Origin of the sequence: Rhodovarius sp. (assembly GCF_040399605.1) — a bacterium.
GTDB lineage: Bacteria > Pseudomonadota > Alphaproteobacteria > Acetobacterales > Acetobacteraceae > Rhodovarius > Rhodovarius crocodyli_A.
Map to the genome: position 1 here is coordinate 29,541 of NZ_JBBARU010000005.1, position 16,228 is coordinate 45,768.

A 16,228-nucleotide genomic window follows, 5' to 3' on the forward strand; every position below is an offset into this window, starting at 1 on the left:
AAAACCGGCGGGCCGTGGCCTTATGGCAAGGACCAAGCCGAAGGTGTCATGACATGGTGCCAATACCTCTCGCAAGGCCTAGGGGCGTTGCGCCGCCTCAGCGCAGATGTTCCTGCAAGCGCGGCATCAACTCCACCAGATTGCAGGGGCGAAACCGGCTATCGAGCTGATGCACCAGGATATCATCCCAGGCATCCTTCACCGCGCCATTGCTGCCGGGCAGGGCGAAGAGATAGGTCCCCCCCGCCACGCCGCCAATCGCGCGGGACTGAATCGTGGAGGTGCCGATCTTCTGGTAGCTCAGCATCCTGAACAACTCGCCAAAGCCCTGAATTTCCTTCTCCAGCACCCGGGAGAATGCCTCTGGCGTCACGTCGCGGCCGGTGATGCCGGTGCCGCCGGTGGTGATCACGCAATCCACCTCGCGGTTGGCGATCCATTCGCGCAGAATCGCCTCGATCAGGGTCGCATCATCTTTCACGATGCGGCGCTCGATCATCCCATGCCTCGCTGCCGCAATGCGCGCGGCCAGCGTGGCGCCGGATGTATCACTGGCCAGGTCGCGCGTGTCGCTCACCGTCAGCACGGCGATCTGGATGGGCAGGAAGGTGAGGGCTTCGTTGATCGGCATAGCAACACTATGCCTCAGTTCAGCCGCGGCTGTCGTCCCACCCGCAGCATCGCCGTCACATCCCCAGGCTGGGCGAAGCGGGGGAAGCTGCCGCTCGCCAGCGCATCCAGGCTCGCCGCCGGCAGGCCGAGGCGCGAGGCATAGATCCAGGAAAATCCCAGCACCCGCTGCACATAGGCGCGGGTTTCGGTGACAGGAATGCTCTCGATGAACAGCAGCGGGTCCTGCCGATGCTGCGCCGAGGGCAGCCAGCGCGAGAGGTTCCCCGGCCCCGCATTATAGGCGGCGAGCAGGCGGATCAGGTCACCGCCCACCGTGTCATGCCGCGCCAGGTAATGCAGGTAGCGCTGGCCGAGTTCCAGGCCAAAGCCGGGCTCATGCAGCTGCTCGGCATTGGCTCCGCTCAGGCTTGGGTCATTGGCGATATAGCTGGCCGTGGCCGGCATGATTTGGAGAATGCCGCGCGCGCCGGCGCGCGACAGCGCCATGGGGTCAAAGCGGCTTTCCTGCAACGCCAGCGCGTAGAGCAAGGCCGGGTCCACCCGGTAGCCGCCCGAGGGCAGCAGGGTGGGCAGCGGGAAGCGGGCGAAATCGCGCGGGCGGCCATCCTCGCTCTGGCTGGCCGCTGCCACCTGGGTGACAAGCGCATTCATCCCCGCCTGGCCGGCGAAGGTGAGAATGGCCTGAGTGAGCAGCGGATTGCCCCGGCCGCGGCGGTAGAGCAGCCGCAATTCGGCCTCGGCGCGCTGGCGCTGGCCGATTTGCAGCAGCGCCATGGCGCGCCAGCCCCCGGCGGTCTCGGCCAGTGCGGAAGCATCGGCGGCGGGGTTTTCCCAGGCGAAACCATTGGGCAGGCCGAGGGTGCGCCGGGCCAGCATGCCATAAAAGGTGCGCGGCTCCTGCGCCGCCTGCAGCATCCAGCCCACATAGGCCTGCGGCCGGCGGGCCCGCACCGCGGCGCGCGCCGTCCAGAAGGCGGCGGCCGAGCGCAGGGCGGGGGCCGCCATCGGCGAGCGCGCGGCGCGCTCGAAGAACCCCAGCGCCAGCTCGTAGCTCTCCAGGGCCCAGGCGGCGAGGCCGGCCTGGAATGCGGCATTGGGGTTATGCGCCGAAACCCGCAACGCCTCGCCGGCGATGCGCAGCGCATCCTCATCCTGGCCCATGCGGAACAGCGCCTGGGCAATCTCGGCCTTCAACTGCCCGGCATAGGCGGGGCTGATATCGGCCCGCGCGATGGCAAGCAGCGCCTGGGCCGGCTGGCCCTCCGCCACGCGGTCTCGCACCTGGCGGTCGAGCGTGCTGTTGCGCGCCAGTGCGGGGCCTGCGGGGCGTTCCTCGGGCGGGACTTCGAGCGCATGCGCGGGCATATCGGGCTGCGCGGGCGGCGGCGGCAGGGCGGCACCGCGCGGCAGACGGGAGGCGAGGTGGGTATGCAGCGATATCGCGTCCGGATGGTCGGAATGATCGGCGAGCCAGGCCTGCAGCGCATGGATGGGCGTATCGGCCGTGGCGCGCAGGTAGCGATCGGCCAGCAGGTGGCCCATCAGCCGGCGGTCATCAAGCTGCTCGCTCACGCGCCCGGCGGCCAGCAGGTCCCCACGGGCCTGGGCCTCGAAGGCACGGCGCATGCGTGCGGCATCGGCCGCGCCCATCACCGCCATGGGCTGTGCCATGCGCTGGGGCGCGCGTGCCGCATGGGCAATGGTGTCGGTGGCCTGCTGGGCTGAGGCGGAGCAACCCCAACTAAGGGCTGCTGCCAAGGCCACGCCACCCAGCGTTGCGCGGGGGCGAGTGCGGGCCTGTGGGAGTGAAACTTCCATGGCTGGGAGTTCGTTAGTCGGGCTGGGCCGATAAAGCAATCCAACAGTGACAAATTCACCAATTGCTGTGATGAATAAATCGAGAGTTCAGACCATAGATTTCATGAAATCAACGTTTTAGCGTTATATGTAACCACCCATTTTGCTGTGCCACAATTCAGCCTTCATCACGGCGGCGGCTCAGCATCAGCCAATCATGCCATGCGTCTTTTTTGGACAGCGGGCTGCGCAAAAGATACGCCGGATGCAAGGTGGCCAGGGCTGGAATGACTTGCCCATCCTCCAATATGACTTGGTGCCATTCGCCGCGCATGCGGGTGATGCCTTCGCGCCCGCCGAGCAATGCCTTGGCGGCCGTACCGCCCAGCAGCACCAGCAATCGCGGCCGGGCCAGCGCGATATGCCGCCGAACGAAGGGCAGGAAGAGCTGCATCTCAGCGTCTGTCGGCGTGCGATTGCCCGGCGGCCGCCAGGGCAGGATATTGGTGATGTAAATATTGTCGGCCCGCGAGAGGCCGATGCTGGCCAGCATCCGGTCCAGCAATTGGCCGGATGCGCCAACGAAGGGCTTGCCCTGGCGGTCCTCATCGGCGCCCGGCGCCTCGCCAATCGCCATGATCGGGCTGCCGGGAATGCCATCGGCGAAGACCAGCTGGGTTGCCGTCTCGCGCAGGTTGCTGCCGGTGAAGCCGGCCATGGCCTCGCGCAGCGCATCAAGGCTGGCAGCGCCGGCGGCCAGCGCCGAGGCCTCGGTGGCGGCGGGGGGCACCGGACGAGGCTGGGCGCTTGCCGCCAGGCGCGGCGTGGCGGGCAGAACCTCCGGCGGCGGTCGCACAGGCCGCGGCGCCGCGAGGCCGAGCGGCGCGGCCTCCAGCGCCTCATCGGCTCCCCAATCCAGCTGCAGCCTCAGCGCGGCCAGCAGCGCCGCATGCTCATCCATCACCCATTGCCCCTGGAGCTTGCTTGTGAACCTGGCACGCCTGCATCCGCAGACAGACTCTTACGCAGTCCCGCACCCTTCGCTACATAGCTTATGCCGGAAATGCGGGAGAAAGCGATGGCCGAGCGCGAAGCGATGGAATTCGACGTATTGATCGTTGGGGCGGGGCCGGCTGGCCTGGCAGCGGCGATCCGTATCAAGCAGCTCTCGCCCGATGCGGCGGTCTGCATCGTTGAGAAGGGCGGCGAGGTTGGCGCGCATATCCTCAGCGGCGCGGTGCTGGAGCCGCGCGCCCTCGATGAGCTGATCCCCGATTGGCGCGAGGACCCGCCGGCCCTGGCCACCCCGGCCGGCGATGACCGCTTCATGATGTTGACTGAGACGCGCGCGATCAAACTGCCCACGCCGCCGCAGATGAACAATCACGGCAATTACATTGTCTCGCTCGGCAATGTCGCCCGCTGGCTGGGTGCCCGCGCCGAGGCGCTGGGGGTGGAAATCTACCCAGGCTTCGCCGCCTCCGAGACCATCATCGAGGATGGCGTGGTCAAGGGCGTCGTGGCCGGGGTGATGGGCATTTCGCGCGATGGCAGCGAGGGGCCGAACTACCAGCCGGGGATGGAGCTGCGCGCCAGCTACACCCTCTTCGCCGAGGGCTGCCGCGGATCGCTTACCAAGAAACTCTTCGAGACCTATGGCCTGCGCGATGGCGTGCAGGAGCAAACCTATGCGATCGGCCTCAAAGAGCTGTGGCAGATCCCCAAGGAAAAGCACACGCCCGGCCTCGTGTGGCATTCCACCGGCTGGCCGTTGAAGAGCGACACCTATGGCGGCTCCTGGCTCTACATGCTGGGCGAGGATCTGGTGAGCGTGGGCTTCGTGGTGGGCCTCGATTACCCCAACCCCTGGCTCAGCCCCTTCGATGAGTTCCAGCGCTTCAAGACCCATCCCGAGGTCCGCAAATTCCTCGAAGGCGGCAAGCGCATTTCCTATGGCGCGCGGGCGCTGAATGAGGGCGGCTTCCAGTCCATCCCCAAGCTGGTCTTCCCCGGCGGTGCGCTGATCGGCGATACGGCCGGCTTCCTCAACGTGCCCAAGATCAAGGGCACCCACACCGCGATGAAGAGCGGCATGGTGGCGGCCGAGGCGTTGGTGGCCGCCTTGGCCAGCGAGGAGCGCGCCCCGGTGCTGGCCGAATACCCCGCCATGCTGGAACAAAGCTGGCTGTGGGAAGAATTGAAGGCCGTGCGCAATATCCGCCCCGCCTTCGCCAAATGGGGCATGTGGGGCGGGCTGGTGAATGCCGCACTCGACACCTACGTCTTCAAGGGCCGCGCGCCCTGGACCATGGGCCACCATGCCGACCATGCGAGCCTCAAACCCGCCGCCGAGGCGCCTAAAATCGACTACCCCAAGCCCGATGGCGTGCTGAGCTTTGACCGCAATTCCTCGGTCTTTCTCTCCAACACCAATCATGAGGAAGACCAGCCGGCGCATCTGAAACTGCGCGACCCGGGCAAGTGGCTGGCCGAGAATTTTGTGAAATACGCCAGCCCCGAGAGCCGCTATTGCCCCGCCGGGGTCTATGAGGCGATCGAAGATGGCCAGGGCGGCCACCGGCTGCAGATCAATGCGCAAAACTGCGTGCATTGCAAAACCTGCGACATCAAGGACCCGACGCAGAATATCGACTGGTGCACGCCGGAGGGGGCGGGGGGGCCGAATTACATCGGCGGGATGTGATGATGCAGGGGTGCCACGCCCAACCCGCTGCCATGGCCGCGTCGGAGCGCGGCCTGTCTGCCCTGGCTCTGCCCGCCCTGGCTTTGCCCGCCCGGTCAGGGGCTGGCCGCTATCCGGAGGCCTGAACCGCCTTGCCCCTCATCCAAATCATGCGCCTGGGCGTTCTCGCCTCCACCGGCTGGCTCGCCCTCGCCGCGCTGCTCTGGCAGCGCCATGGCTTCCTCTGGGCCTTCCTCGCCGTGCTGATCTGGGTAGCCCTGCTGCGGCTCTTCCAGCAGGCCGTGCTGGCCCATGCCAAATCCCTGGCCGGTAAAACCCCATGAGCGAGGCCGCCGACCTCATCGCCGCCGCCCAAGCGCTCGACACCGCAGGCTTCATGCCCAGCAAATCCGGCAATATCTCCCTCCGCACCCCACGCGGCTTTCTCATCACCCCCTCGGGCCTGCCCTATGCCCAGGCCACGGCCGATGACCTGGTGGAACTCGCCGCCGATGGCACCACGCTGACCGGCCACCGCCGCCCCTCCAGCGAATGGCGGCTGCATGCCGATCTTTACGCCGCCCGGCCCGATGCCCAGGCCATTATCCACACCCACAGCCCCCATGCCACGGCGTTGAGTTGTGCGAGGCGGCCCATCCCCGCGCTGCATTACATGATCGCCTTTGCCGGCGGCGATGACATTCGCTGCTCAGCCTATGCCACCTTCGGCACGCCCGAATTGGCAAGCGAGGCGGTGGCCGCGCTGGAGGGCCGCCGCGCCTGCCTGCTCGCCAATCATGGCGTCGTTGCCCTGGGCGCTACTTTGGCCGGCGCTGAAACCCTGGCGCGTGAGGTCGAGAATCTGGCCCGGCAATACCTGCTGCTGCTCGCGGCGGGGCTTTCGCCCGTGCTGCTCGATGGCGCTGAGATGGAAGCGGTGGCGGCACAGTTTCGCGGCTATGGCAGGCCGGTGTAATCGTGCTTTTGATGTAACACCGCCCCTTTGATGTGCCCATGAGGCCACAGCTTCTGGTGGCCATGCCGCAGGGGCTTATATCTCACTGCAATGATCAGCCCTCAACCCACGATGCGCGCCGCCTTGCTGGCAACCGCCCTGCTTTGCCTCTGCGCGGCGGGCGCGGCGCCGGCTGATCGTGCCTCCACCCGCCCGCCGCGCGCCCCGCAGGCGGCATCGGGCACCATCGGCGCCTTCCTCGCCGGCCGCTTCGCCGCCGCCCAGATTGATACCGCCACCGCCGCCGACCAACTCCTCGCCGCGCTGCATGGTGACCCGGATAATCCCGAATTGCTCATCCGCGCCTTCAGGGCCAGCGTGATGGATGGCCGTGCCGAGGCGCTGCGGCTGGCCCGGCGGCTGCCGGACAACCCCTTGGCCATGCTGCTGCAACTGGGCAGCGATGCGCTGGCTGGCCGTTGGGACCGTGTTGAGCAACGCGTGCGTGCCCTGCCACGCAATGGCGCCACGGCGCCCTTGCTGCCGGTGCTGCTGGCCTGGACCCAGGCCGGCCGTGGCCAGAGTGACCAGGCCCTGGCCGGGCTGCGGCCGATCATTGAGCAGGGCCGTTTTCGCGCCCTCAATGCCCTGCATGCCGCCATGATCGCCGACCTCTCAGGCCGCATGCGCGAGGCGGAGCGCCTGGTGCGCCTGGCCCTGGCCGACCAGCCAGACCCCACCTTGCGCCTGGCGCTGCTTGGCGCCTCCATCCTCCATCGTGCCGGGCGGCCGGCCGAGGCCGACCGCCTGCTCGATCAATTGGCCGGCAATGGCGATGAAATCTCGCTGGCGGCGATCGAACCTGCCCGCAGCCTCGTGCTCGCCGGCCGCGGGGTGACCTCTCCGGTGGAGGGCATTGCCGAGGCCTATGTCGCCATGGCCGGCGCGCTGCGCGCCCAGGGCGCCAATGATGAGGCCATGCTGCTCTCCCGCTTGGCCCTGCGGCTGCGCCCCGCCTTCGGCCCCGCCATGGTGCTGGTGAGCGATGTGCTGACCGAAGGCGAGGAACTGCCACAGGCGATGGAACTGCTCCGGCTGATCCGGCCCGATGATCCCTTACACGGCGTGGCAGCGCTGCGCCGTGCCGGGCTGCTGGAGCGGATGGAGCGTCGCGATGAGGCGCTGGCCCTGCTGCGCGAACAGGCCGCCAGCATGGCCGGCCAGCCCCAGCCGCTCATCCGCATGGGCGATGTGCTGCGCAATGCCCGCCGCTTCGCCGAGGCGGCGGCGGCGTATGGCGAGGCCGCGGCGCGCATCCCCAGCCTGACCGTGCGGGACTGGCCGCTGCTCTATGCGCGGGGCATCGCGCGGGAGCGCAGCGGCGATTTCCCCGGTGCCGAGGGCGATTTCCTGCGCGCCCTGGAACTCGCGCCTGATCAGCCTTATGTGCTGAATTACCTGGGTTATTCCTGGGCTGACCAAGGGCTGAACCTTGAACGTGCACGCGCCATGCTCGCCCGTGCGGTGGAACTTCGCCCGCAGGATGGCAATATCGCCGATAGCCTGGGTTGGGCGCTGTTCCGCCTGGGCGACCTGCCAGGCGCCATCGAATGGCTGGAAAAGGCGGTGGAGTTGGAGGTGCGCAACAGCACCATCAATGACCATCTGGGCGATGCCTATTGGGTGGCCGGGCGCGAGCGTGAGGCGGAGTTCCAGTGGCGTCGGGCATTGACCATGGAACTCGAACCCGGTGAGGGGCCGCGCATCGAACTGAAACTGCAAAACGGCCTGCCGCGTGAGGCGGTTCCGGCGGCATTGCGGCGCTGAGACGGCCGCCGATGTTCGAGCCCGCCCCCGCCAAGGTCAATCTCTGCCTGCATGTGCTGGGGCGGCGCGGCGATGGCTATCACCTGCTCGACAGCCTGGCGGTGTTTGGCCCGGCGCAGGATGTGCTGCGCCTCGAGGGCCCGGGCGCGCTGTCACTGCGGCTGGAGGGCAAATTCGCCCCCGGCTTGATCACCGAATCCGATAATTTGGTGCTGCGCGCCGCCCATGCCCTGGCTGGGGCGGCTGGCATGGCGGCCCCCAAGGGCGGGCTGGTGCTCGAAAAAAACCTGCCCGTGGCTTCGGGCATTGGCGGTGGCTCGGCCGATGCCGCAGCCGCGCTGCGCCTGCTCAACCGCGCCTGGGGCCTGGAATTTCCCCCGGAGCGGCTGCGGGCCATCGCCCTCCCGCTGGGGGCCGATATCCCGGTCTGTGTCGAAAGCCGGCCGGCGCGGATGGGCGGGGTGGGGGAGGTGATGATGGCCGCGCCCGCGCTGCCACCTGTTGCGCTGCTGCTGGTCAATCCGGGTGAGGCCCTGGCCACCCCGGCGGTGTTTCGCGCCCGGCAGGGCGGGTTTTCCGGCCCCGCGCCGCTGCCCCCCGCCTGGGCAGATGCCACCGCCATGGCGGCGAATCTGGCACGCTGCGGCAATGATCTGCAGGCGGCGGCGATCAGCCTCTGCCCCGCCATCGCCACGGTGCTGGCGGCCATTGGCGCGCAGCCGGGCTGCCTGCTGGCGCGGATGAGCGGCTCGGGCGCCACCTGTTTTGGCCTCTTCGCCACCACGGCAGAGGCCGAGGCAGCGGCCAGCGCCATGCCTGCCAATTGGTGGTCGCATGCAGGCCCCCTTTACGAACCGCCCGCCTGATGGCACTTCCCATCGGCGCCGGCACTGGGGTGTAGCCAAGTGGTAAGGCAGCGGTTTTTGGTACCGCCATTCCTAGGTTCGAATCCTAGCACCCCAACCAGCCGCGTTTATTTTTCCATTGAATGCGTGTTGCTCAGGCAGCGTCCTGCGCAATCCTTGCCTTGCCTTGCCTTGCCTTGCCTTGCCTTGGCCTAGCCTAGCCTAGCCTAGCCTAGCCGCACCAAGCCGAGGAGGATGCAAACGGGCCTTACCGTGTCATGGTGACCCATAACCCGTAGAGCGACACCGCCCGGAGGGTGATAAGCTATTCGACCACCATATTGGGCGATGATGAGCGCCCCAAGGGAGATAAAAATGCGTTTGGGCGAAGGTGAATCGGCACGGCCGGGGGCGCGGCTGCGCGCAGCAATGGCAGCGCATAAGCCGCTGATCATCCCTGGCTGCTACAATGCCATGTCGGCCAGGGTGCTGGAGGATGTGGGTTTTCCCGCGCTCTATATGTCGGGCTATGGCACCTCGCTCTCCCTGCTCGGCCTGCCCGATGCGGGCCTCGTGACGCAGACGGAAATGGCGCTGAACGCCCGCCTCATCGCCTCCGCCGTGCGCCTGCCGCTGATCGCCGATGCCGATACCGGCTTTGGCAATGCCATCAACGTCGCCCGCACGGTGGAGGAATACATCCGCAGCGGCGTGGCCGGCATGCATCTGGAAGATCAGGTGGCGCCCAAGCGCTGCGGCCATGTCGCCGGGCGCGAAGTGATCGACCGTGACGAGGCCGTCGGCAAAATCCGCGCCGCCGCCGCGGTGCGCGATGCGATCGACCCCAGCTTCGTGCTGATCGCCCGCACCGATGCCCGCGGCGCCCATGGTGGCTCGATGGAGGAGGCGATCTGGCGCGCCAATGCCTATCTGGCGGCCGGCGCCGATCTGGCCTTTGTCGAAGGCCCGGCCAGCAAGGCCGAAGTGGCCGAAATCTGCGCTGCCGTGCGCGGGCCGGTCTTCTACAACATGACCGGCATCTCGCCGCGCATGTCAGAAAGCGAGATGGCCGAACTCGGCATCGCCGTCTGCATCCTGCCCGGCGCCGCCATGCGCGCCACCCTCATGGCCGTGCATGATTTCGCCACCGCCCTCAAGGAGCACGGCCCCATGGCCGAGGCAGAATTCGACCGCCGCTTCCAGCAGCACCCGGTCGGCAATCTGCATGTCTTCTCGGGCTTCGACCGCATCCGCGAGATGGAGGCCGCATGGCTGCCGGCCGAGAGTGCAACCAAATACGAGGGCACACTCGGCCATATGCCCAAGCCGGCGGAATAGGCCTCTCAGCCGCCGGGCAGCGCCAGCACATCCATATGCGGCACGCTGGCGCTCAGGCGCTGCTGCTCGGCCTGCGCGGCACGGGCATCGGCCCAATCCTCGATGCGCCAGGCCTCGCGCCGCTCCTGGCGCAGCGCCGCCTCGGCGCAGCCCATCGCCAATTCGCCCACCATCATGTCAAAGGCGCGCGGGATTTTCCACGGTGAGGGGCTGTGTTCCACAACATAGCCCTGGGCGGTAAAGGCCCGGGCAATCGCCGCCGGCGCCGCATGGCCCAATGCGCGGCCGCCAAAGCCCTTATCGCGCGCCTGGTCACGCAGGAAGCCGCGCGTCACCCAGGCATCGGCGCGATGCGGCGGGATGAAGCGCGCCGGGCCCGTCACATTCAGCGCGGCATAAAAGGGAATTTTGCGCGCCACACAGGCCGCCGCCATTCGCTCCAGCCAGGGCTCACTCACCAGATCGCACAGCGCCGTATTCACCACCGCATCCACGCTGTGCAGCGGCAGATTGGCCGGCGCGTCGCGCAGATCAGCCACCAGCCCCTCCACCCGCCAGGCACCGCGCGGGGTATGCACCAAAAGAACGCCCCGCCCCGGGCTGGTCACCTTCCAGCCCATCTGCTCGGCCCGCTCGGCGATGGTGTCAAAGGCGCGCTCGATCAGTTGCGGGTCGGCATCGACCAGAATCCAAGCCTGCGGCCGGCCGATATAAAGCCCGAGCCAGCGCAGCAGCGCGCCCGTGCCCGCCCCCAAATCCATGATACGCGGCCGCGCCGGCAGCGCCGCCGAGAGCTTCACCGCCAGCATCTCATCGCGCGCCGCGGCATCATGCGGCTCGCGCAGCTCCAGCCAATCGCCGGAAAAATATTCAGCCATGCGCAAGCTCCAATTCGGCAGCGAATTTCGCCGCGCGGTCTTCCCAGCGCGGCAGGGCCTGGCCGGCGGCCCAGGCCGCCTCGGCCATCTCCGCCCGCAGCGCTGGGTCGAAAATCACCCGGCGCAGCGCCCGGCTGAACGAGTTATGGTCGCCCGGTGCGGCTATGATGCAGGCGGGCTTGGGCACCACATCGGCAATCGCCCCACCTTCGGTGATGGCACAGGGCAGGCCACGCGCCAGGGCCTCGGCGGCGGCCATGCCATAGCCCTCCCACCAGGTGGCCAGGGCGAAGATATCGGCCGCCGCATAGGCGGCCTCCAGCGCCGCGCCATCCAATTCGCCGGTGAAGGTGACGCGCTGCCCCAGGCCCAGCTCCTCAGCCAGCGCCGCCAGGCCATGGGCATGCACGGCATCGCGCGCGCCGCCCACAATGCTCAGCCGCCAATCCAGATCGGTCAGCCGGGCCAAAGCGCGCAGCAGCACATCATGCCCCTTGCGCGGGGTGAGCGTGCCCACGCTGATAATACCCACCGTGCCGCCACTCTCACCGCCCCGGGCGCGCCCAGCCGGATCGGTGCCGGGCTCCACCACGCCAACCGAGCCAGCCGGCACGGCAAAATCCGCAACCAGCCGCTCGGCAGTCAGCCGCGAGGTGGCGATGAGCCGCCCCATGGCCGGAAACAGCGCCATTTCCCGCGCCCGCAGCGCCTCCGCATCCTGGCCGGTTTCCAGCGCGGTAGGGTGGTGGATGAGCCCAATGGCGCGCCGCCGGCTGAGTTCCCCGGCCAAGGGCGCGAAGGCCGGCAGCCCCAGCCCATCGATCACCACAATGCTCTCCTCCGGCACCGCCGCCAGTGCCGCCCCGGCCGCAGCCTCGGCGGCGGTATCGGCCAGCGGGTGCTGCCCGGCCAGCTCGATCACCTCCACCGCATGCCCCAAGCCCCGCAGCCCTTCGACCATGCGCCGGTCATACAAATACCCGCCCGAAAGCGTGCTGAAGGGCGCCGGGACGAGCAGCGCCAGACTCTTGCCGGCCAGGCTCAAGCAACCGGCCCCTCAAAAGCGGCCCAGGCGATATGGCTCTCGCGCAGCAGCACCTTGATGCCATGCACCTGGCCCGCGCCTGGGCCCATGCGGCCATCCCGGCAGGCCGCGGCCAGCAGCCCATGAATGTGAAAGGCCAGATATTCCGTGGTGGTGTTCTTGCCGGCGAATTCCGGCTCGGCATCAAGATTGCGATAATCCATCGCCGCGAGAATTTTCCGCAGTTCATCCTTGGCCAGGCCGATATCGATCAGCAGGTGCAAATGGTCGATGGTCGCCGCACGAAACTCGGCCTCCACCACAAAAGTCGCGCCATGCAGCCGCTGGGCCGGGCCGAATTCGGCACCACGAAAGCTATGCGCGACCATGATGTGGTCAACAACGGTCAGGCTGTACATCAGAGTGGTTCTCCATAGGAAATGACAGGGCAAAGGGCGGGTTGGTCCAGCAGCGCGGCATAGCGCGCCGGCAGATCATCAAACGCCACCGGGGCTTCCAGCAGCGCATCCAGCCGCGCATCGCAGAGCAGGCGCAGGGCCAGCGCCATGCGCTCGGCATGGCTGCGCCGGCCGCGCATGGCCGGCGCCACGCTGCCCACCTGGGTGGAGATCAGCGCGAGCCGTTTTTGGTGAAAATTCTCGCCCAGCGGCAGGGCAGGGCGGGTGGCACCGAACCAACTGGCCTCAATGATCCGCCCCTCGAACCCCGCCCGGTCCAAGGCGAGGCAAAGGCCAGCCTCGCTGGCCGAGGCATGGATGATCAATTCCCGCTCGCCCGGCACCGCATCCGGGGCGGCAAAGCGCGCGCCCATCGCCTCGGCAATCGCGGCACGTGAGAGGTCACGATCCGTCACCACCACCTCCAGCCCAGGGATTTGCGCCAGCAGAAAGGCGGTGAGCAGCCCCACCACGCCAGCCCCCACCACCAGCGCACGCTCACCCGCCAGGGGCCGCGCATCCCAGACAATATTCAGCGCGGTTTCCATATTGGCGCCCAACACCGCGCGGGCGGTGGGCAGCGCATCGGGCAGCACCGCGCATAGGCCGATGGGTGCGACAAAACGCGCCTGATGCGGGGCGAGGGCGAAAACCCGCTGCCCGGCCAGCCGCCCCGCCTCCACCATCCCCACGGCGCAATAGCCATATTTCACCGGCCCGGCGAAATCCCCCTCCTGCAAGGGGGCGCGCATCACCGCATGCTGGTTCACGGGCACGCGGTGATGCAGCACCAGCCGCTCCGTCCCGCGTGAAATACCGCTGGCCAGCATCCGCACCAGCACATCCTCCGGCCCGCGTTCGGGCAGCGGCGTGTCACGCAGCGCCACCTCGCCGGGTGCTACCACCCACAATGCGCGCGCGCTCATCGGCATAGCGGCGGCCGGGCGCGGTTGAGCGCTATGTCGCAGAGCATATCAGGGGCGATGTCATGCATGGTCCAGCCAAAGCGCAGCCCATCGGCAATGCTCTGCGCCTCGGGCAGGGCGAAGGCGGGGCGGCCGGAGCCCAGGATGATGGGCGCGATGGTCACATGCAGCCGGTCCAGCAAGCCGGCCATGAGAAAGCGCGAGACGGTCACACCACCGCCCTCGATAAAGATTTTCCGGCACCCCCTCGCCGCCAGCGCGCCAACCAGCGCCGTCAGATCCAGCCCGCCATCGGCCCCGCGCGGCAGCGCCAACACCTCCGCCAAGCCATGCAGTCGGCCAGGGGTGGGGCCAGGGGTGGGGCCAGGGGTGGGGCCAGGGGTGGGGCCAGGGGCGCGATCCTGCGCCACCACCAGCAGCGTCGCCGGGCCAGCCTGAAAGAGCTTATGCCCAACCGGCAGCCGCGCCTCGGTATCCAGCACCACCCGCAGCGGATTGGGGCCGGGCACCAGCCGCGTGGTCAGCAGCGGGTCATCGGCCGCCACCGTGCCCCCGCCCACCACCACCGCATCGCATAAGGCGCGCAGCCGATGGGTGTGGCGCAGATCACCCGCACCGCCGATCCATTGCGACACACCACCGCGTGTGGCGATGCGCCCATCCAGCGTCTGCGCCAGCCGCCCCACCAGCATGCAGCCATCGGCTGCGCCAGGGGGCGCGAGAATCGGGCCAAACAGCGCGCCGAGGCTGCCGCCAGCAGTGCCGCCCGCCAGCAAGGCCATCCATTCGCTGTCGCCGCCGTGATTCATGCCCTGCCTATGCCTGTGGAATGTGGCGACAGGAAGGGGCCTCGCCCATCAACCGCGTAAGCGGGCGCGCAATAATCCGCCAGAATCAGGCGCGGGCAGAAATCGCCAGCGGCGGCGGCTGGCGCAGCATGCGCGCGCGGCCCATCGCGCCATAGCCCGGGGCTGCGGCGCGTGGCAGTGCGGCGCTGGCGATGGTCTCGATCACCCGGCTCTGCAGCGCGATGGCGTGTTCCAGCAGCCGCCGGTTTTCCGAGCCCAGCGATTGCAGCCGCTCGGCCAGGGCGGCGGTGGTGCCACGCTCTTCGCCCACAGCCCTCATGCCGCTGCGGGTCGCAGCGGCGGTGGCGGCTGCCAAAGCCTCCGAGGCCTGCATCTTGGCGGTGGCCATGGTGGCGGCCCGGCCCAGATCGAGGGCGGCGAGCGCCTCATTCTCGGCCCGCAGCGCCTCGGCCAGGCGGGTGCCTGCCTCAATCACAGCGTCCATCATCGGTTATTCTCCTGGTTGGTCTGTTGGGCTTCCTGGATGCGGATCATGTGCGCGAGCACCATGTCGCGCAGGCCAAATCCGCCGGCCTGGGCCATGCGGTTGGCATAGGCCTCGGTCATCATGGGCCGCCACTGCGCCTCGGCCGCACCACCGCCGAACCCCCCGCGCGGATTGCTCGCGCTGGCAAAGATGGGCTGGAGCAGCAGCCCCAGCACTTGGCCCTCGAATTGCTGCGCGGCCTGGCGCATCCGCGGCGTCGCGCTGGCGAGGTTGGTGGCCATGGGCACTATGCTCATCGGAGTTCCAATTCGGCTTGCAAGGCGCCAGCCGCCTTGATGCTTTGCAGGATCGTGATCAGCTCCCGCGGGCCAACGCCGAGGCTGTTCAGCCCGCGCACCAATTCCTGCAGAGTGACGCCGCCACTCAGCACCCCCAGCCGCCGCTCGGCCTGGTCATCCACCTCGATCTGGGTGCGCGGCACCGTCACCGTCTGGCCATTGGAGAGGGCTGCCGGCTGGCTGACCTGCGGCGTTTCAGTGACGCGAATGGTCAAATTGCCCTGGGCGATGGCCACCGTGGAAACCCGCACATTGGCCCCCATCACGATGGTGCCTGAGGCCTCCTCGACAATCACCCGGGCCACCTGGTCGGGCTCCACGCGCAATTGCTCGATATCGGTCAGCAGGCTCACCGCCTCGCGCCCGCGCAGCGCCAGAAGCACCGTGCGCGGGTCAGTGGCGCGCGCCGTGCCATCGCCAGCGGCGCGGTTGATGGCAGCCGCCATCCGCCGGGCCGTGGTCAGATCGGGGTTGCGCAGCGAGAGGCGCATCTGCTCCCGCCCGGCCAGCGCGAATGGCACGCCGCGCTCCACAATGGCGCCCGAGGATATCCGCGCCGAGGTCGGCACGCCGCGGTTGACCGAGCCCCCGGCACCGCGCGCGGCAATGGCACCCGTGGCCACCGCACCCTGGGCCACGGCGTAAACCTCGCCATCCGCGCCCAGCAGGGGCGTGACCAGCAGCGTGCCGCCGGTGAGGTTGGTGGCATCGCCCAGCGCACTCACCGCCACATCGATGCGGCTGCCAGGCTGGGCGAAGGCGGGCAGATTGGTGGTGACCATCACGGCGGCGACATTGCGGGTATCAAGCCGCTGCTCATTGTCGCGGGTATTCACCCCCAGCCGCTCCAGCATCCCCACCAGGGATTGGCGGGTGAAGATGGCGGTGCGCAGCCTGTCACCCGTGCCATTCAGCCCGACCACAAGGCCGTAACCCACGAGCTGGTTGTCGCGCACACCCTCGATATCGGCGATGTCCTTGATGCGCACCGGCTGCGCCGCAGCCAGCCCCGCGAGCAGGCATAGCAGCCCCGCCAGCGCGGCCATCTTCGGCAATCGGCAAGAATTTCCCAGTAACATCACCCGGTTCCGATCAGCTTCGGGGGCAAACCCCGCGCTGATGGGTATCGCAAATGGCGTGCCAGGCTTTGGCGCCGCTGGGCCCGGCAGGATCTGCCGGAACCGGGCAAATAGCCGGGCCCCGCTGGGCAATTATGGATGCAGGGCAGGA

The 16,228-nt window shown here is 68.3% G+C and carries 17 protein-coding genes and 1 tRNA gene; 7 read left to right on the forward strand and 11 right to left on the reverse strand.

The window, feature by feature from the left end:
* Positions 1 to 97 precede the first annotated feature (97 nt).
* The 3 genes from moaB to ABWP84_RS02885 form a co-directional block, all read right to left on the reverse strand.
* The gene (gene moaB, locus ABWP84_RS02875; RefSeq protein ID WP_353210489.1) at positions 98 to 631 is read right to left on the reverse strand and encodes a molybdenum cofactor biosynthesis protein B; all 534 of its coding nucleotides are present in this window, start codon (positions 629 to 631) and stop codon (positions 98 to 100) included.
* Between the two features lie 14 nt (positions 632 to 645).
* Positions 646 to 2,451, reverse strand: a complete 1,806-nt coding sequence (locus tag ABWP84_RS02880) for a lytic transglycosylase domain-containing protein (RefSeq protein ID WP_353210490.1) — start codon at positions 2,449 to 2,451, stop codon at positions 646 to 648.
* A 157-nt stretch (positions 2,452 to 2,608) separates the two neighbouring features.
* Positions 2,609 to 3,391: a uracil-DNA glycosylase gene (locus ABWP84_RS02885; protein WP_353210491.1), complete on the reverse strand. Its 783-nt coding sequence runs from the start codon at positions 3,389 to 3,391 to the stop codon at positions 2,609 to 2,611.
* A gap of 117 nt (positions 3,392 to 3,508) precedes the next feature.
* Here ABWP84_RS02885 and ABWP84_RS02890 point away from each other — a divergent pair, with 117 nt between their 5' ends.
* From ABWP84_RS02890 to ABWP84_RS02920, 7 genes are all read left to right on the forward strand, one after another.
* Positions 3,509 to 5,134 carry an electron transfer flavoprotein-ubiquinone oxidoreductase gene (locus ABWP84_RS02890; protein ID WP_353210492.1) on the forward strand — a complete coding sequence of 542 codons (1,626 nt, stop codon included), beginning with the start codon at positions 3,509 to 3,511 and terminating at the stop codon, positions 5,132 to 5,134.
* A 149-nt stretch (positions 5,135 to 5,283) separates the two neighbouring features.
* Positions 5,284 to 5,457: a hypothetical protein gene (locus ABWP84_RS02895; protein WP_353210493.1), complete on the forward strand. Its 174-nt coding sequence runs from the start codon at positions 5,284 to 5,286 to the stop codon at positions 5,455 to 5,457.
* Positions 5,454 to 6,089, forward strand: coding sequence for a class II aldolase/adducin family protein (locus ABWP84_RS02900; RefSeq protein WP_353210494.1), 636 nt, complete (start codon positions 5,454 to 5,456; stop codon positions 6,087 to 6,089). The genes ABWP84_RS02895 and ABWP84_RS02900 overlap by 4 nt, the downstream gene beginning before the upstream one ends.
* Before the next feature lie 90 nt (positions 6,090 to 6,179).
* Complete coding sequence (locus tag ABWP84_RS02905) at positions 6,180 to 7,895, forward strand: tetratricopeptide repeat protein (RefSeq protein ID WP_353210495.1); 1,716 nt, start codon at positions 6,180 to 6,182, stop codon at positions 7,893 to 7,895.
* A gap of 11 nt (positions 7,896 to 7,906) precedes the next feature.
* Positions 7,907 to 8,761 (forward strand): 4-(cytidine 5'-diphospho)-2-C-methyl-D-erythritol kinase, encoded by an 855-nt coding sequence (locus ABWP84_RS02910; RefSeq protein ID WP_353210496.1) that lies wholly within the window; start codon positions 7,907 to 7,909, stop codon positions 8,759 to 8,761.
* 25 nt (positions 8,762 to 8,786) lie between these two features.
* Positions 8,787 to 8,861: transfer RNA gene (locus ABWP84_RS02915), tRNA-Gln, on the forward strand.
* A 254-nt stretch (positions 8,862 to 9,115) separates the two neighbouring features.
* On the forward strand, positions 9,116 to 10,078 hold the full coding sequence (locus tag ABWP84_RS02920; protein WP_353210497.1) for an isocitrate lyase/PEP mutase family protein: 963 nt from the start codon (positions 9,116 to 9,118) through the stop codon (positions 10,076 to 10,078).
* 5 nt (positions 10,079 to 10,083) lie between these two features.
* Here the strand turns inward: ABWP84_RS02920 and ABWP84_RS02925 are convergent, their stop codons facing one another.
* From ABWP84_RS02925 to ABWP84_RS02960, 8 genes are all read right to left on the reverse strand, one after another.
* A complete protein-coding gene (locus ABWP84_RS02925) occupies positions 10,084 to 10,956 on the reverse strand; it encodes a class I SAM-dependent methyltransferase (RefSeq protein WP_353210498.1) in 873 nt (290 codons plus the stop codon).
* The gene (locus ABWP84_RS02930; protein ID WP_353210499.1) at positions 10,949 to 12,001 is read right to left on the reverse strand and encodes a glycosyltransferase family 4 protein; all 1,053 of its coding nucleotides are present in this window, start codon (positions 11,999 to 12,001) and stop codon (positions 10,949 to 10,951) included. Before ABWP84_RS02930 ends, ABWP84_RS02925 begins: the two co-directional genes overlap by 8 nt.
* Positions 11,998 to 12,399: a 6-carboxytetrahydropterin synthase gene (locus ABWP84_RS02935; protein WP_353210500.1), complete on the reverse strand. Its 402-nt coding sequence runs from the start codon at positions 12,397 to 12,399 to the stop codon at positions 11,998 to 12,000. Before ABWP84_RS02935 ends, ABWP84_RS02930 begins: the two co-directional genes overlap by 4 nt.
* A complete protein-coding gene (locus tag ABWP84_RS02940; protein WP_353210501.1) occupies positions 12,399 to 13,364 on the reverse strand; it encodes a zinc-binding alcohol dehydrogenase in 966 nt (321 codons plus the stop codon). Before ABWP84_RS02940 ends, ABWP84_RS02935 begins: the two co-directional genes overlap by 1 nt.
* Positions 13,361 to 14,173: a RibD family protein gene (locus tag ABWP84_RS02945; RefSeq protein ID WP_353210502.1), complete on the reverse strand. Its 813-nt coding sequence runs from the start codon at positions 14,171 to 14,173 to the stop codon at positions 13,361 to 13,363. Before ABWP84_RS02945 ends, ABWP84_RS02940 begins: the two co-directional genes overlap by 4 nt.
* An 85-nt stretch (positions 14,174 to 14,258) precedes the next feature.
* A complete protein-coding gene (locus tag ABWP84_RS02950) occupies positions 14,259 to 14,660 on the reverse strand; it encodes a hypothetical protein (protein WP_353210503.1) in 402 nt (133 codons plus the stop codon).
* A complete protein-coding gene (locus ABWP84_RS02955; RefSeq protein WP_353210504.1) occupies positions 14,657 to 14,956 on the reverse strand; it encodes a rod-binding protein in 300 nt (99 codons plus the stop codon). The genes ABWP84_RS02950 and ABWP84_RS02955 overlap by 4 nt, the downstream gene beginning before the upstream one ends.
* Positions 14,953 to 16,044: a flagellar basal body P-ring protein FlgI gene (locus tag ABWP84_RS02960; protein WP_353210558.1), complete on the reverse strand. Its 1,092-nt coding sequence runs from the start codon at positions 16,042 to 16,044 to the stop codon at positions 14,953 to 14,955. The genes ABWP84_RS02955 and ABWP84_RS02960 overlap by 4 nt, the downstream gene beginning before the upstream one ends.
* Between the last annotated feature and the right edge of the window lie 184 nt (positions 16,045 to 16,228).

What these genes read in the sequence shown, in the direction of transcription:
- moaB (WP_353210489.1), bottom strand. Translation starts at nt 631, where the DNA reads ATGCCGATCAACGAAGCCCTCACCTTCCTGCCCATCCAGATCGCCGTG.
- ABWP84_RS02880 (WP_353210490.1), bottom strand. Translation starts at nt 2,451, where the DNA reads ATGGAAGTTTCACTCCCACAGGCCCGCACTCGCCCCCGCGCAACGCTG.
- ABWP84_RS02885 (WP_353210491.1), bottom strand. Translation starts at nt 3,391, where the DNA reads ATGGATGAGCATGCGGCGCTGCTGGCCGCGCTGAGGCTGCAGCTGGAT.
- ABWP84_RS02890 (WP_353210492.1), top strand. Translation starts at nt 3,509, where the DNA reads ATGGCCGAGCGCGAAGCGATGGAATTCGACGTATTGATCGTTGGGGCG.
- ABWP84_RS02895 (WP_353210493.1), top strand. Translation starts at nt 5,284, where the DNA reads ATGCGCCTGGGCGTTCTCGCCTCCACCGGCTGGCTCGCCCTCGCCGCG.
- ABWP84_RS02900 (WP_353210494.1), top strand. Translation starts at nt 5,454, where the DNA reads ATGAGCGAGGCCGCCGACCTCATCGCCGCCGCCCAAGCGCTCGACACC.
- ABWP84_RS02905 (WP_353210495.1), top strand. Translation starts at nt 6,180, where the DNA reads ATGATCAGCCCTCAACCCACGATGCGCGCCGCCTTGCTGGCAACCGCC.
- ABWP84_RS02910 (WP_353210496.1), top strand. Translation starts at nt 7,907, where the DNA reads ATGTTCGAGCCCGCCCCCGCCAAGGTCAATCTCTGCCTGCATGTGCTG.
- ABWP84_RS02920 (WP_353210497.1), top strand. Translation starts at nt 9,116, where the DNA reads ATGCGTTTGGGCGAAGGTGAATCGGCACGGCCGGGGGCGCGGCTGCGC.
- ABWP84_RS02925 (WP_353210498.1), bottom strand. Translation starts at nt 10,956, where the DNA reads ATGGCTGAATATTTTTCCGGCGATTGGCTGGAGCTGCGCGAGCCGCAT.
- ABWP84_RS02935 (WP_353210500.1), bottom strand. Translation starts at nt 12,399, where the DNA reads ATGTACAGCCTGACCGTTGTTGACCACATCATGGTCGCGCATAGCTTT.
- ABWP84_RS02940 (WP_353210501.1), bottom strand. Translation starts at nt 13,364, where the DNA reads ATGAGCGCGCGCGCATTGTGGGTGGTAGCACCCGGCGAGGTGGCGCTG.
- ABWP84_RS02945 (WP_353210502.1), bottom strand. Translation starts at nt 14,173, where the DNA reads ATGAATCACGGCGGCGACAGCGAATGGATGGCCTTGCTGGCGGGCGGC.
- ABWP84_RS02950 (WP_353210503.1), bottom strand. Translation starts at nt 14,660, where the DNA reads ATGATGGACGCTGTGATTGAGGCAGGCACCCGCCTGGCCGAGGCGCTG.
- ABWP84_RS02955 (WP_353210504.1), bottom strand. Translation starts at nt 14,956, where the DNA reads ATGAGCATAGTGCCCATGGCCACCAACCTCGCCAGCGCGACGCCGCGG.
- ABWP84_RS02960 (WP_353210558.1), bottom strand. Translation starts at nt 16,044, where the DNA reads ATGGCCGCGCTGGCGGGGCTGCTATGCCTGCTCGCGGGGCTGGCTGCG.